The organism is Rhizobium sp. GCM10022189 (genome assembly GCF_042656325.1).
GTDB lineage: Bacteria > Pseudomonadota > Alphaproteobacteria > Rhizobiales > Rhizobiaceae > Rhizobium.
On the sequence record NZ_JBHSOR010000020.1, the window covers coordinates 1 to 14,599 of the forward strand.

The following is a 14,599-nucleotide window of genomic DNA, read 5'->3' on the forward strand; positions in this document are numbered from 1 at the left end:
CAAAGCGAAAATGGTCATTCGCATCGCGCTCGCCAGAAAGCTCCTCGTCATTCTCAACGCAAAAGCACGAGATGCGCGAAAGGAATTCCAATATGCAACTTGACACATCAGATAGTCGCTCATCCGCCCTTCGGGCCACCTGACCGGGGTTGAGCCACGGGTCTCAACCCGTCCTTCGGACCCCCCAGGGGAGAAGGGGAGTCGCCGCAGCGTCCTGCCCCAATCGCAACGTCTTGTTCTCTCGCAAGGAGTGCCCCGGACTCCCCTTCTCCCCCAGCGGGGAGAAGGTGCCCGAAGGGCGGATGAGGGGGCTCCCGGCGCCGACCTCTCCATTCCGTCACGCCAAGGCGTCACGCCATTGCCGGCGCTTCACGCCGCGCCCGATTGCTGACATAGTTGCAGGCAGACAGCCAACGATCGCGGATGTTGCGTCATGACCTCGCAGATACGTGAAAAAAGCAGCTTGCGCGCACCGACCGGGTCCGTCACGGGCCTGTGCTCCGCCTCCGCCACCATGTTTGCGGTGGGAATGGCCTTTCTGGGCTATTGGGGCGTGTATGAACAGGGCAGCTGGCGCGCCGTCGATTATCTTGTGATGGCCATCGCCATCGTCGGATTTGCCTCTCTCGGCTGCGTGCCCTGGATCGTGACGACACCCGTTTCGGAGGAAGAGGCGGACAAGGTTGCCGTTGCCCGGCGGGCGATGGCGCTGGGGACGGCGCTGATCTGGATGGCCGTCTGCATCACCGTATTCGCCTGAGCGGCCCTGCGCGCACCGGGGGCGAACCGGGGGCGAACCGGGGGCGAGCCGAGGGCGAGCCGAGGGCGGGGCCGGGCGGCCCCGCACGCAGAGCAGGGATGTCACGCCTTGCCCGGGGCGCGTTCGAAGCGGCCGGCAAAAACCAGCGCCATTGCCGCGGCCGTCATGGCGGCGGCAAGCAGGAAGGTCGCGCGCATCCCGGCGGTGATCGCGGCCGCCTCGGCATGGGCGAAATCCTGCGTGCCGACGCCGGCGGCGAAGACGGCGCCCATCAGCGAGGCGCCGGCGATCAGCCCGATATTGCGCGACAGGCCGAGCAGGCCGGAGGCGAGGCCGCGCCGGTCCTTCGCCACGTCGGCAAGGGCGGCCGTGTTGTTGGCCGCCTGGAAGAGCTGGTAGCCGGGGGTGAGCACGGCAATGGCGGCGACATAGCCGGCAACGCCCGCAAACCCCGGCAGGACCGCCAGCAGGAAGGCGCCGGCCGCCAGCAGGGCAAGGCCGAGAGAGAGCACGCGGGCGGCTCCCCAGCCGTCGACCAGCCGGCCGGAGGGAACGCCGCCGAGGATGGAGATCACCGGGCCGACCGACATGACGAGGCCGACCCAGGCGGGCGTCAGCCCGAGCGCCAGGCCGAGATAGAAGGGGCCGACCACCAGCGTCGTCATCATCACGGCGGCAACCACGATATTGACGAGCAGGTTCGGCAGGAGGCGCCGTTCCAGCACGGCCAGCAGGTTCGCGCCGCGCCTTGCCCCTCTGGCGCCGTCGGCCGGCAGCGTGGCGAAGGCGAGCGCCAGCGCCGCAAGGGCAAGCGGCACCTGCACCCAGAAGATGCCGCGCCAGCCGGCAAGCGGGATCAGCGCGCCGCCGAGCGAGGGGCCGAGCGCCGTGCCGAGCGCGGAGACGGTGCCGAGCAGGCCCATGGCGCGGCCGATCTGCGCCTCGCCTGCGGTCTCGCGCATCAGCGCCATCGAGATCGTCATCAGGAAGGCGGCGCCCGCCCCTTGCGCGGCGCGCGCCGCCATCAGCAGCGTCAGGTCCGGGGCGAGGGCCGAAAGCAGCGAGGCGGCGGCAAAAAGGGCAAGGCCCGAAAGCTGCATGCGCTTCAGCCCGTAGAGATCGCCGAGCCGGCCGGCCAGCACGACGCAGACCGTGAGTGCGGCGAGATAGGCGACGACGACGCCCTGCACCCTGGCGAAAGGCGCGGAAAAATCCTCTGCCAGCCGGGGCAGGGCGATGTTGGCGATGCTGGTGCCGAGCGAGGCGAGCAGCATGGAAAGCGACAGCGTCAGCGTGGCGCCGCGCCTCCTTCCTGTCCCTGCCGGCCTATCTTCCATCTGTTCCATATGAATTTCCTCTTGCTTGAATTGGCTTGCGGGAGCAGGCTACGAATTCAAGCCGACTTGAGGTCAAGCATGAAATTTCTGGATATTGGAGAAGTCTCGGCGCGAAGCGGAATCAAGCCCTCGGCCCTGCGCTATTACGAGGAGATCGGGCTCATCGCCTCCGTCTTCCGCCACGGGCTGCGCCGGCAGTTCTCGCCGGACGTGCTTCTGCAGCTGAAGCTGATTGCGATGGGCAAGACGGCCGGTTTTTCGCTGGAGGAGATCGCGGGCATGTTCGGCACGAACGGCGCCCCGGACCTGCCGCGCGCCGTGCTGCACCGCAAGGCCGACGAGATCGACCGCCAGATCCGCGAACTGAGCGCGCTCAGCGACACGCTGCGCCACGTCGCCGAATGCCCGGCCCCCTCGCACCTGGAATGCCCGACCTTCCGCCGGCTGCTCGACGTGGCGGGCAAGCGGGCGGGCGCCGGCAAGGGCGGGCAGGCGGCCAGGCGCGGCGGCGGCGTGTAGCGGCGAGGCCCGCCGCACGGGCGGGGCGGCGCAGCGAAGGGGCGGCAAGGCAGGCGCGCAAACGCGCGCCTGGCAGGCCGGGGAGTATCCGCTACCTGTCCAGCCGCCCGGTTGGGGAGACCCGGTCGAGCTGCAGGCCCTGAATGCTCTGCTGGTTCTGCCTGATGATCGATTGCGGAACCGGGGAGGGGCCTTTCTGTTCTGCCGGCCCCGTGGCCGGGCCTTGCCCCGGAACGATCGTTTCCAGTTGCCGGGGCGTTTTCACATCGACGATCACCACCTCGACCGGTTTTTCTTCCAGCCTCTGCGCGAAGGCGAAGTCCACTGTCTTGACGGTTTCCCTGTTGCGGGAAACCGCGCCGATCGCGGTCCATTTGCCATCCTCGAATTCGGACCCGACACCGAGTTTCGTCGTCACCTGCACGCGAACCGAGTAGCTGAACTTGTCGATCCGGCCGTAATTTTCCCCGTGGGAAATTCTTTCTACCCATTCGCTCAGCCTGAAATCCCTGGGCTCGACCCTTATGTTCTTGTAGCTGCCGACCCTTTCGCAGGCTTGCGATTTATCGTCGACGACCGGCACGCTATATTCCACCTTGCCGTTCCGGTAAGCCTCCCGCTCGCGTTTTGCGTCGGAGGCGTAGAGAAGCTTGGTAACGCCTGCCGGCGCCAGCCATGTCAGCGGATCGACGTGAGCGTTGTCTGTCTCGGTCGTATTCTGGGTGATGACGTAGGTTGCCCCCCACTTGCTGAAATCCAGCTTCGTTTTCTCTTTCGCCTGCTTGAAGGTCGTCAGGATTTCGCACTGAACGATATCCGCCAGCTGGATAATGCTTTGGGCATCGTCCCCGTCAGGCATGGCGGGCAATGTCGTGCATCCGGACAGAAGCAAGACTGCCGCGCAGTATATGTATCGATGTTTCATTTATTTCCCCCGCGCCCATAAGATGTAATCCGGCGAGCATAACGTGCATTTCTGTCGTTGCTACACGCGCAATGTTGCCGGACGAAATATTGCTGTGGACAGGATCGTCGACGTGGCGGCCCGCCGCATGGGCGAGGGGGGGACCAAAAAAAATTCCCTCGCACTGTCGGATCGGCGAAGGCCGCTTCGTCTTTTCTGTATTGCCGAAGCCCAATCCGAAGGAGGATCGTCATGCCGAGCACAATCAGACTGCACCGCGTCCTGGCAACCACGCCGGACAAGGTCTACCGCGCCTTCCTGGAGGCCGATGCCGTGGCCAAATGGCTGCCGCCGAACGGCTTTGCCTGCACGGTGCACCATCTGGAGCCCGCCGTCGGCGGCACGCACCGGATGTCGTTCCGCAATTTCACGACCGGCCACAGCCATTCCTTCGGCGGCGAGTATCTGGAACTCGTGCCGGGCGAGAGGCTGCGTTACACCGACAGGTTCGACGACGCCAACCTGCCGGGCCAGATGGACGTGACCGTCACCCTGACCAGGGTTTCCGTCGGCACCGAAATCAATATCGTGCAGGCCGGCATTCCCGATCTCATCCCGCCGGAGGCCTGCTATCTCGGCTGGCAGGAATCGCTGCGCAACCTGGCGCGGCTGGTCGAGCCCGATATCCGGCAATGAGCGGCGGGCGGCGGGCGGCTCAGGCCACCCGCCCGGCCGCGCCGCTGCCGGCTGCAATCGCCGGCGGCCGTTCGTGAGTGGCGCCGCCGGCAATACCCATATTTCCGTTCCGTGATATAATCGCCCTCCGCCCGGCAATATCGGCCGTGGGGCGCGTGCGGAGGCTTGCGGGATGAGCGAAGTGGAGGGGCTTTTTGCGGCCCTGCGGCAGGCGGCCGACCCTGAGACGGCCGAGCGGATCGAACATGTCGTGCGGCACGGCGGCGACCGCGAGCTCAACCGCATCAACGCGCTCGCTTTTGCGGCCGCCCACCGTCTCGACGAGGAGAAGGTGATTGCCGCCTTCCTTCATGCCGCCCGCATCGGCGCCTTCGAGATGACCTGGAACGTGCTCTGCCCCGGCTGCGGCGGCGTGCTCGATACGGGCGCGACGCTGAAAATGGTCGACCGGGAGGCCTATCATTGCGCGCTCTGCGCGGCCGGCTACGAGCCGACGCTCGACGAGATGGTGGAGGTGACGTTCACCGTCAGCCCGCGTGTGCGCAGGATCGCCGCCCACGAGCCGGACCGGCTGCCGGCGCTCGAATATTACCGGCAGATCTTCTTTTCCTCCGGCGTCGACCTGCCCGACGACCTCGAGGAGCGGTTTTCGCGCATCCTGCTCGAAATGGTCGAGCTCGATCCCGGCGAGCGGGCCTTCGTTTCGCTGCAGCTGCCGCCGCAATTCGTCATCATCTTCGATGCGGTGACGCATTCGGCGCAGTTCATCGACGTGCAGGGCGAGCCGACGGGCGAGCGTCAGGCGCTGTCGATGGTCATCAGCCACGGCCATTCGCCGAACGAAACGCTGGTGCTGCGCCCCGGCTCGCTGCGGCTGACGCTGGAAAACCATACCGACCGGCGCGTGCTGCCCAATGTCTGCATCGCCGGCGACGAGCTGCACGACATTCTCGGCCACAGGCGGCCGTTCCTGACGGCCAAGCGGCTGCTCACCAACCAGAGCTTTCGCGATATCTACCGCACCGATACGCTGGACGTGGACCAGCGGCTGAAGATCACCAGCCTGACCTTCCTCTTCACCGACCTGCGCGGCTCGACGGCGCTTTACGAGCGCGTCGGCGACCTTGCCGCCTTCGACCTGGTGCGCACGCATTTCCGGGTGCTGAACGAAATCGTGGCGTCGGAGGCGGGCGCCGTGGTCAAGACCATCGGCGACGCGGTGATGGCGACCTTTCCGAGCCCGGACCGGGCGGTGGCGGCGGCGCTGCGGATGCGCGAGGCGATGCTGCGGCTGAACGCCGAACGCGGCAGCGAGGACCTGCTCCTGAAGATCGGCATCCACGAGGGGCCGTGCCTTGCCGTCAGCATGAACGACCGGCAGGACTATTTCGGCCAGACCGTCAACATCGCCTCGCGCGTGCAGGGCCTTGCCGAGCCGCAGGTGATCCTGACGACGGAGGCCGTCGTCGGCAACGAGCAGGTGTCCGACATGCTGCGGCAGGGCGGCATCAGCCAGGTCTCGCGCATGGAGGAGCTGCAGGGCATCAGCCGGGAAGTGCGGATTTTCGCGCTGTCGTGAGGCGGCCGGCAGCGGCTGGCGGTCAGCCGAAGCGCAGGTCGAGCCAGGAATGGGCGTTGTCGCCGTAGACGCTCTGGCTGGGCACGAGATCGGAACTCTCCTCGAAACAGCCGAGCGCGATCGCCACCAGCCCCGGCCGGAATTGCGGCTGCCAGTAAACGGTCGAGCCGCAGGACGGGCAGAAATGGAAGGTCAGCTCCTTGCCGCTGTCTCCCGTTCTGACATAGGTGCTGGCCTCGCCCGAGACCGCGACATCGGACGCGGCGTAAAAGACGGCAACGCCGAAGGCGGAGCCGGTGCGGCGCTGGCACGACCGGCAATGGCAGGCCGATATTTTCAGCGGCGATCCGCCGGCCGTGGCCGACAGCCTGCCGCAACAGCATCTCGCCAGGCGCTGCATCGTGTCCCTCCCGTGGAAAGCCTCGCCAATTCGCAAGGCAGGATAATCGACCGGGCGCGATCATGCCAGGGCCGGGCCGCCTGGCGTCACGTTTCCCGAGGTGACGAAGTTCAAGTTTTCTTTCCAATTCGATGGGGATGCCAGCCGCAACCTTTTGCGCAAAGGGAAGTGATCGCGCCTTGCTCTAGCTCTCCCCGGCCAGCTCCCAGATATCCACCTTCTCGGCGCGGCCCTTGACCTGCACCAGCCCGAGCGGGCGGAAGGCGAAGCGGTTTCCCACCGCCGCGCGGATGGCCGCGCTTGCGAGGATCGTGGTGCCGAACTGCTTGTTCAGCCCTTCCAGCCGGGAGGCGACGTTGATCGTGTCGCCCATCGCCGTATATTGCTGGCGCGAGATCGCGCCGAAGCTGCCGACGACGGCGGGGCCGGTGTGCAGGCCGAAGCGGGTGAAGAGGGCGGGGCGGCCGGTGCGCGCGTTTTGCGCGTTCAGCGCGTCGACCGCCGCCTTCATGGCGAGCGCGCAGCGGCAGCCGTTTTCGGCGTGCCTCTCATCCTCCACCGGGGCGTTCCACATGACGAAGATGGAATCGCCGAGATATTGCACCACCGTGCCGCCGTGGCGCTCGGCAATCGTGTTGAGGATTTCGAAATAGGCCGAGAGCGTATCGACCACGTCTTCAGGCGAATTGCGCTCGGAGAATGTGGTGAAATCGCGGATATCGGTGAAAAGCGCCGTCACGTCGCGGCGCGAGGCCCTGACGATCGCGCGCCCTTCGGGATTGACGATGCGGCGCACCACTTCGCGCGGCACGTAGAGCGCGAACTGGCTGATGGCGTGGCGGCTGGCGGCAAGGGCGGTCGCCAGCGTGTTGATCTCGGTAATCAGGGAGTGCGAGACGGGCTTTTCGCTGACGTCGAGATCGCCGATCCTGCGCGCCTCGTCGGCCAGCCGGTAGAGGGAGCGGCTGACCCGGCGCGACAGGAGCACGGAGGCGGCCAGGCCCGCGGCCAGGAAGGCGGCGGCGATCAAGAGGTTGTGCAGCAGCAGCCGGTCGGCCTCCGCCACCAGGTCTTCCAGCGGCACGACGATGGCCGCCACGCTGTCGCCGAACAGGCCGGAGACGCCGACGGGGGCGACCTGCACCAGCTGGCGCTCGCCGTCGATTTCGACGCGCGCTACGCCGCCGTTTATGAAGGCCGGGTCGCGGCGCAGCCGTGCCACCGTTTCCAGGCTCGTGTCGAACCCGTCGGTGGTGGTGTCGACCGCGACGGCGCCCGCCTCGGCGCTCTTGGCCCAGATGGCGAGCAGGCGCTGCATGGTGGCCGGGTCGGAATGCACGATCAGGTCGTCGTTGTCGTCGACGATATAGGCGCGCGCCCGCGGCGAGATCGCCCGCGCGTTGAGGAGCTGGCTGACGGTGAGCAGGTGGATGTTGAGGCCGACGACGACGGCGGCGTCCTCGCGCAGCGGCGCGGCGATGGTCAGCGTCGGCAGCTGCAGCGTTCCGGCAATATAGGGGCCGACGGAGAGCAGGCCGCCATGCTGCACGGTCTGCCGGTACCAGGGCCGCTCGCGCGGATCGAAGGCGGATTCGACGCTGCGCTCCTCGATCGGCCTTGCCGCGGCGTCGAGGAAACGCAGCGTCGAAACCGGGGCGGGGCCGTGGCGGGCGGCGATGGTGCGGATGGCGAAGGCCGCGCCGTCGGGGGCGGCGAGGATGCGGCGCACGTCGCGGCGCTGCGTGTTGATGACCTGCAGGTAGGCGCCGTCGGGATAGCCGGTATAGATGCTGGTGGCGGCGGGCAGGTTGCGCAGCGCTTCCAGGAAGAATTCCAGCTTCGCGTCCATGTCCTGCGGCGGCGGGGAGGCGAGCTGCGGCAGGGTGGCGGCCAGCGTCACCGCCTCGGTGCCGCCCTGCAGCGTGTTGCGGTAGCCCTCGATCAGCCGCAGGCTCATCTCGCGCATCTGCAACATGCCGGCGCTGACGGCGGCCTCGCTGCCGCGGCTGAAGGCCAGCCAGATGATCGGCATGGAGGTGCACAGCAGCGACGCCACGACCAGAACGCCGAGATGCAGCCTTAAAGGTTTGGACCAGCGCACGACATTCCCCCCGAAATGCGGACATGTGCCAGCAGCGAGGCCAGCTAACCGCTTTTTGCCGGGTTAGACAAGCCGCCGATGGGAGTACGCCCTCCGGGCGGCACCCCTTTGCGCGCCCAAAGGCGCGCCCTGGCGCCACGGCGAGCGGCCCGAACCGGCCTTTCCCGCCGCAAATGGCGGGCATCGGACCTTGGTCCGATGGAAGCGGGGGCGGGGTCTGTTACATTGATCGCCGCCGGGCGTCGAACCCCGGCACGAAAGGGGTGGCCGACCCTGATCCGGCGCGCCCTTTTCACCTTTCTCCAAGGAAACCGCCGGCACCCCTCGGCGGCTTCTTGCCCTTTCCCGCAAAGGCGCCGTCACGGCCCGGCAAGTCTGTGTCACACACTTTTCACGCGACTTTTGCCGCTATTCATGTTTATTTCACGCGCCTTACGCGTTCTGGCGGACTGAGCAGATATCAGGGCTCGCGATTGGTATTGTGTGGCGAGCCCTCATAGCTGACCTGAAATCCCGGCCCTCGCGGCCGCTGCCGCCCGCCCGCGTTCCGCACCCGCACCCCGGATGAAGATTGGACAGGGATAGACGCCGCCCGGCGCGGCGAAGCTGCCTGCGGCCTTGATGGCAGACGGACGGATGCGGATCGGGAAGCGGCGGCCGGCGGTGGCGGAGATCAGGCCACAGGGAATTGAGGGGCTCCCACTCAATACTCGGCAAGCCCCCCGCATCGGTTTCGGTCCTGATAATCCTACTACCGCCGCATAGCTACTTTCGTCGCGTCGAGGCCGATTCGCAATTCATCCAAAAGGGTTAGGCGCCAAACGGGCTACGCCTTAAGGCGGAAGGGGCGCGGCGCGGGGCGGGCGGCGCTGCGGCAGGGCCGGTCCGGATCGGCAAAAGCGGCGGCGCGGCAACAGGCCGGCGGCCGGACCGCCGGCCGGTGATGTAGGTGCCGTTAGTTGCAGAGGTTTACGCCATCCTTGACAATCACGGCCCATTTGGGGCCTAGCACTTCGCGAGCGGATACTGCTTGGTTGCTGCCAGGCTCGCCGTCCTTGAACATCACGACGCCAATAGACTGGTCATGTGAGCCTCCATATATGATCGGGCCGGGCGTATAGGTTGTCGTCGCATTCACCGTGCCATAGCCACCGTAGGAGTTTATAGTGCCGTAGGTGTTGTAATGTCCTGGCATCTGAGTTGCCGTTACGCTGCTTGAAGCCGCCGCAGACGTGATGATGTAACGATCATAGCCCGCCTTGATAGTCTCGACTGCAGCCTGCTTCTGCGCCGCCTTCGCTGCCCCCACGCTGCCGCACATCGGCTCTGCGCTGGTCTGAATTATCATTTGGTTCTTGGACACGCGCATAGTGCTCGACTGCACGCAGGAACTCAACAGCACGGCGAAAGCCGCTACCGCACCAGTTATTTTAAACATAAACGGATTCCCAACCTTAACGCGAGCACAATGCCCGTATACATCAGTAAGTCAACTGGGTGGCCGGTTATTGTTGCTCCTCGTCGGCGCAACTTCACTGAGGCCCGGTCTCTGATGTGATCGCAGATGATCTCTAGGCCCTCATTGGTCCATTCATTCTTTCCATTTGGAGAGTTGTTTTTTCATATCGGCGTTTGGTAGGTCATTCAAAAACCTATCCAGCCTTGCGGGATCGGGTTCATGCCGTATCGCGTCGATAAGGATTTCCCAGCTTTCAACTGCCTCCGGTAGTTCAGCCAACACGATGCCAACACCGTATTTCTGGGCTAGTTCGATAATTCTTTCAGCTTCGATTGCTTCTTCGAAGTCAGTTCTGGATGCAGCATAAATAACATAGGCACGGTGTGCGGCTTCACGGTGCGCTATAGCCTCCAATACGCCCATAATCGTAATACTGTCGGAAGTTTTTACTTCAAATGTCACAATTTCTAGGCGCTTAGGAAGGTATACATATCGCCTGATCCCTGCGGTCGTTATGTCAGGCCGTGTAAATGTACCGCCAGTATCTTTTGAACCCCGTGAGTGAGTTTCATCAACAATTACATCATCTAATGCAAACCGATTTATCCACTTGGTTTCAATGGATGTTTTTAAAGCGGGATACAGGTCCCTCTCTCGTATAATTGAACTTATGCCTTGATCTGGCTTCTCCTCAGTTAACATTTCCGAGGTGATCGCCTGTGCTTCGGTAAGCCTTACAGAGCCCCCTTTGCCCCTTCCGGCAACGATGCTTCCTTCCTCGATAAGCCGCCCTTGCACAGCCCAATATAGCTCTTCGGTCCAGTCTAGCCCCCGGCGGAGACTGCTGTTGCCCGAAGTGCCACCAGCGTCCTCCAATGCGTTAATAAAAGTGTTTTTTCGCTTCTCTGTTACCTTCGGTGCCGATGCCATTATGTGCCTCAATAAATTGTAGGCTCATTATCAAGGCAACCTGTTGGAATTTCATTACCGGCCCCACTGGTTTTGCTCTCGGTGTGCGAAACGAGAAATTTTTTTGAGGGGGTATTTAAGGTCGTTCGTGCAGCCATTTGCCCCATGGGGTTCTGCTGCTCTGGGGCCTCGTACCTTCTCGCAGCAATGCGTACGATTTATCTTTGCCAGCCCACCGTGACATGAAGGACATAAGGCAGGGGCAGGGGGGCTTGTCCGCAAAGGTATAGTTTTCCGTACACTGCTAGCTAACCTCGTTTGAGAGTCCGATTTGGTCGAAGGCTCACATCGTACAACGCCGATTTTCCCACCCCCACTACAACCGTGCCACCCTTCTCAAATGCTCCGCGGTCGTCGTCGCAAACCCGAAAAACTCCAGATAGGCCGGTATCTGCTCGAACAGCATATCCGTCCCCACCTGATACCGGCACCCTCTCTCCCGCGCCGCTGCCAGAAACGGCGTGATCTCCTCCTTCATCACCACTTCGCCCACGAAAGTTCCGGCCGAGAGCCTGTTCACGTCCACCGGCAGCGGGTCGTCCTTGCGCATGCCGAGCGGGGTGGCGTTGATGACGATGTCGAAGCCTTCGGGGTCGCTGGAGCCTGATGTGACCGGGGTGGCGGGGTACCAGGTGTTGAGGCGGGCCTTCAGGCCTTCCAACGCCGCCCTGTTGTCGTCGTGGAGGGCGAGGTGGGCGATTTCGGCGGCGGCGAGGGAGGCGGCTATTGCCGAGCCGACGCCGCCGGCGCCGATGATGAGGGCTCTGGCGCCTGTGATCTGCTGGCCCTTGCGCTTGAGGCCGCGCACGAAACCTTCGCCGTCGAACATGTCGCCGATCAATTTGCCGTCGGGGCCGAGCTTGATGGCGTTGCAGGAGCCGGCGACGCGGGCGTTGGTGGAGATCTCGTCGAGCAGGTGCATGGTCGGGATCTTGTGCGGCATGGTGACGAGGGCGCCGTGGATATTGGTCAGGCGGAAGAGCAGTTTGACGAAGGCGGGGTAATCTTCCGGCCGGCAGCCCATGGGCATGACGACGGCGTCGATGCCCTGTTCCTCGAAATAGGGGTTGTAGATCAGCGGCGCCTTGAAGCTCTCCGTCGGGTAGCCGAGATGGGCGATCAGCTTTGTCGTGCCGGAAATCATGATGCCTGACCTTTTAGGAAAATAGTCCTTCCCGTGCGGGCGGAAGCCTTGATCGCCTCGATCACCTCGAGCGTCGCCAGCCCCTCGCGGCCGCTGACGAGGGGGGCGGCGGTGCCTTCGACGACATCGCAGAAGTGCTGGAGCTGCAGGGTCAGCGGGTCGGCCGGCGTGACGGGCAGGCGCTCTCTTGTCAGTTTCTCGCGCCAGTCGGGGCGGGTCTCGTTGGTCCAGAGCGCAAGATCGGGGATGGTGAGCGCGCCTTTAGTGCCGCCGATCTGGTAGCAGAACTGGTCCTCGCGCGGGAAGGCGGGGTTTTCGCCCGAGGTCCGCTCCCAGCTCCAGGGCGAGGGCACGGCGTCGGATGCGCTGAGCGTGGCGAGCGCGCCGCCGGCAAAGCGCAGGAGCACGGTGGCGGTGTCTTCCACCGAATGGCCGCGCGCGGCATTGCTTTCCATCGCATGCACGCTTTCGACCTCGCCGATCAGATGGCGCAGGAGATCGACATCGTGGATGAGGTTGATGAAGATCGGCCCGGCGCCCGGTTCGCGCCGCCATGCCGCCTCGAAATAGTCCTCGGGCTTGGCGACCCAGAAGCTGCCATGCACGGCGCGGATGCGGCCGAGCCGGCCGCTTTCGACGAGGCGCCTGGCCGCGGCGACGATCGGGTTATGGCGGCGGTGGTGGCCGGTGAGGATGGGCACGCCCGCCGATTCCGCCCTGGCGACGAGGGAGGCCGCGGCGGCCGCATCGTCGGCGATCGGCTTTTCGATGAGCATCGGCAGGCCGGCCGCCAGCGCCTCCAGCGCGTTTGCCACATGCAGCTGGTTGGGCGTGGCAATGATGACGCCATCGGGGATGACGCCGCCCGCCAGCGCTTCGGCAAGGCTTGCAAACCAGGGCAGGCCGTTCCTTGCCGCTTCCTCGCGCGCGGCGGGCGAGGGGTCGATGACGGCGGCAAGCGCCGTGCGCGGCTCGGCCAGCACGCCTTCGATATGGCGCTTGCCGATCAGCCCGGCGCCCATGACCACGATTGCGAGGGGGCGTTGTGACATGCAGCTTCTCCCTTTGAGGCGACCGGAGCATCGCCTTCAATGCTCCAGCTCATTGTTTTTTCCGCAATTCCGGACGCAAAACCGGTTCCCACTTTTGCTGGAATTGCTCTTTTTTCTTCGCAATTCCGGACGCAAAACCGGTTCCCACTTTTGCTGGAATTGCTCTTTTTTCTCCGCAATTCCGGACACAAAACCGCTGCGCACTTTTGCTGGAATTGCTCTAGTGGCGCAGGATCTCGCCGAGGAACTTGCGGGTGCGCTCGTGGCGGGGGTTGGTGAAGAATTCGGCCGGGGCCGCCTCTTCCACGATCGCCCCGCTTGCCATGAAGATCACCCGGTTGGCGACCTGGCGGGCGAAGCCCATTTCATGGGTCACGCAGATCATCGTCATGCCTTCCTCGGCCAGGCTGATCATCGTATCCAGCACTTCCTTGACCATTTCCGGATCGAGCGCCGAAGTCGGCTCGTCGAAGAGCATCACCTTGGGGCGCATGCAGAGCGCACGCGCGATCGCCACGCGCTGCTGCTGGCCGCCGGAAAGCTGCACCGGATATTTCTCCGCCTGTTCGGAGATCTTGACGCGCGCCAGCAGGGTGCGGGCGCGCTCCTCGGCTTCGGCCTTGGTCACGCCCAGCGCCCGCATCGGCGCCAGCATGCAGTTTTGCAGCACGGTCAGGTGCGGAAAGAGGTTGAACTGCTGGAAGACCATGCCGACCTCGCGCCTGATGGCGTCGATCGCCCTGGCCTGGTTGCCGAGCAGGATGCCGCCGACGCGGATCTCGCCCTTCTCGTAGGTTTCCAGGTGGTTGATGCAGCGGATCAGCGTCGATTTTCCGCTGCCCGAAGGGCCGCAGAGCACGATGCGCTCGCCCCGGCGCACGTCGATATTGATATCGTGCAGGGCCTGGAAGGCGCCGTACCATTTTTCCACATGGCGCATTGTGATCATGGTTTCGGAGGAGGGTGCGGGTGCGTTGCTCATGGTGTCTGGGTTCATGGTGTCTGGTCCAATTCGTGGGGGCGCGGCGTCAGCGCGCGTGGGCCGCGTTGAAGCGGCGCTCCAGGCGGGCGCCGAGAATGGTCAGCGGGCAGCACATCAGGAAATAGAGGATGCCGACGATGCCGAAGACGGTGAGCGGCTGGAAGATCTGGTTGGAGATGATGTTGCCGGCCCGCGTCAGCTCCGTGAAGCCGACGATGGAGGCGAGCGACGTGCCCTTGATGAGCTGCACGAGGAAGCCGATCGTGGCCGGCAGCGAAATGCGGATCGCCTGCGGCAGGATCACGTCCTTCATGCGCGAGACATATTTGAGGCTGAGCGCCCTGGCCGCCTCCGTCTGGCCGCGCGGCACGGCCTCGATCGCGCCGCGCCAGATTTCGCCGAGATAGGCGCTGGCATGCAGCGTCAGGCCGATCGCCACCGCCTCCCAGGCATCGAGCTTGAAGCCGATCAGCGCCAGCCCGTAATAGGTGACGAAGAGCTGCATCAGAAGCGGCGTGCCCTGGAAGACGGCGATATAGGCGGCCATGACCCGCTCCATGAGCGGGTTGCCGCAGGTGCGCGCCAGCGCCACGGCAAGGCCGGCAACGCAGCCGCAGACGAAGCCGACGGCCGACAGAAGCACGGTCCATTTCAGGCCGATCAGAAGGAAGGTGAATTCTTCGCTGCCCATGGCGCC

The 14,599-nt window shown here is 64.6% G+C and carries 14 protein-coding genes; 4 read left to right on the forward strand and 10 right to left on the reverse strand.

Annotated features, from left to right (window positions below; translation table 11 throughout):
- Positions 1-433 precede the first annotated feature (433 nt).
- Complete coding sequence (locus tag ACFPWW_RS11485) at positions 434-760, forward strand: hypothetical protein (RefSeq protein ID WP_112573487.1); 327 nt, start codon at positions 434-436, stop codon at positions 758-760.
- A 101-nt stretch (positions 761-861) separates the two neighbouring features.
- Here the strand turns inward: ACFPWW_RS11485 and ACFPWW_RS11490 are convergent, their stop codons facing one another.
- The gene (locus ACFPWW_RS11490; RefSeq protein ID WP_377311703.1) at positions 862-2,106 is read right to left on the reverse strand and encodes an MFS transporter; all 1,245 of its coding nucleotides are present in this window, start codon (positions 2,104-2,106) and stop codon (positions 862-864) included.
- A gap of 69 nt (positions 2,107-2,175) precedes the next feature.
- On the opposite strand from ACFPWW_RS11490, the gene ACFPWW_RS11495 reads away from it, so the two are divergent.
- Positions 2,176-2,616, forward strand: coding sequence for a helix-turn-helix domain-containing protein (locus ACFPWW_RS11495; RefSeq protein WP_377311705.1), 441 nt, complete (start codon positions 2,176-2,178; stop codon positions 2,614-2,616).
- 91 nt (positions 2,617-2,707) lie between these two features.
- On the opposite strand, the gene ACFPWW_RS11500 is transcribed toward ACFPWW_RS11495, so the two are convergent.
- Positions 2,708-3,475: a hypothetical protein gene (locus ACFPWW_RS11500; RefSeq protein ID WP_377311707.1), complete on the reverse strand. Its 768-nt coding sequence runs from the start codon at positions 3,473-3,475 to the stop codon at positions 2,708-2,710.
- 297 nt (positions 3,476-3,772) lie between these two features.
- Here ACFPWW_RS11500 and ACFPWW_RS11505 point away from each other — a divergent pair, with 297 nt between their 5' ends.
- Both ACFPWW_RS11505 and ACFPWW_RS11510 read left to right on the forward strand, forming a co-directional pair.
- Positions 3,773-4,216, forward strand: coding sequence for an SRPBCC family protein (locus ACFPWW_RS11505; protein WP_112705999.1), 444 nt, complete (start codon positions 3,773-3,775; stop codon positions 4,214-4,216).
- A gap of 172 nt (positions 4,217-4,388) precedes the next feature.
- Entirely contained in the window at positions 4,389-5,795 is a 1,407-nt protein-coding gene (locus ACFPWW_RS11510) for an adenylate/guanylate cyclase domain-containing protein (RefSeq protein WP_112705969.1), read from the forward strand.
- A gap of 22 nt (positions 5,796-5,817) precedes the next feature.
- Here the strand turns inward: ACFPWW_RS11510 and ACFPWW_RS11515 are convergent, their stop codons facing one another.
- The 8 genes from ACFPWW_RS11515 to ACFPWW_RS11550 form a co-directional block, all read right to left on the reverse strand.
- Positions 5,818-6,195: a GFA family protein gene (locus ACFPWW_RS11515; RefSeq protein ID WP_377311708.1), complete on the reverse strand. Its 378-nt coding sequence runs from the start codon at positions 6,193-6,195 to the stop codon at positions 5,818-5,820.
- Positions 6,196-6,379: 184 nt separating this feature from the next.
- Positions 6,380-8,296 (reverse strand): adenylate/guanylate cyclase domain-containing protein, encoded by a 1,917-nt coding sequence (locus ACFPWW_RS11520; protein WP_377311710.1) that lies wholly within the window; start codon positions 8,294-8,296, stop codon positions 6,380-6,382.
- A gap of 955 nt (positions 8,297-9,251) precedes the next feature.
- Entirely contained in the window at positions 9,252-9,734 is a 483-nt protein-coding gene (locus ACFPWW_RS11525) for a hypothetical protein (protein ID WP_377311711.1), read from the reverse strand.
- A 153-nt stretch (positions 9,735-9,887) separates the two neighbouring features.
- Entirely contained in the window at positions 9,888-10,685 is a 798-nt protein-coding gene (locus tag ACFPWW_RS11530; protein ID WP_377311713.1) for a hypothetical protein, read from the reverse strand.
- A gap of 355 nt (positions 10,686-11,040) precedes the next feature.
- Positions 11,041-11,868 carry a shikimate dehydrogenase family protein gene (locus ACFPWW_RS11535; RefSeq protein ID WP_377311714.1) on the reverse strand — a complete coding sequence of 276 codons (828 nt, stop codon included), beginning with the start codon at positions 11,866-11,868 and terminating at the stop codon, positions 11,041-11,043.
- Positions 11,865-12,920: a Gfo/Idh/MocA family protein gene (locus ACFPWW_RS11540; RefSeq protein ID WP_377311715.1), complete on the reverse strand. Its 1,056-nt coding sequence runs from the start codon at positions 12,918-12,920 to the stop codon at positions 11,865-11,867. The genes ACFPWW_RS11535 and ACFPWW_RS11540 overlap by 4 nt, the downstream gene beginning before the upstream one ends.
- A 220-nt stretch (positions 12,921-13,140) precedes the next feature.
- Positions 13,141-13,869, reverse strand: coding sequence for an amino acid ABC transporter ATP-binding protein (locus tag ACFPWW_RS11545; RefSeq protein ID WP_113414628.1), 729 nt, complete (start codon positions 13,867-13,869; stop codon positions 13,141-13,143).
- A 79-nt stretch (positions 13,870-13,948) separates the two neighbouring features.
- Positions 13,949-14,593: an amino acid ABC transporter permease gene (locus ACFPWW_RS11550; RefSeq protein ID WP_112758871.1), complete on the reverse strand. Its 645-nt coding sequence runs from the start codon at positions 14,591-14,593 to the stop codon at positions 13,949-13,951.
- Positions 14,594-14,599: the final 6 nt, after the last annotated feature.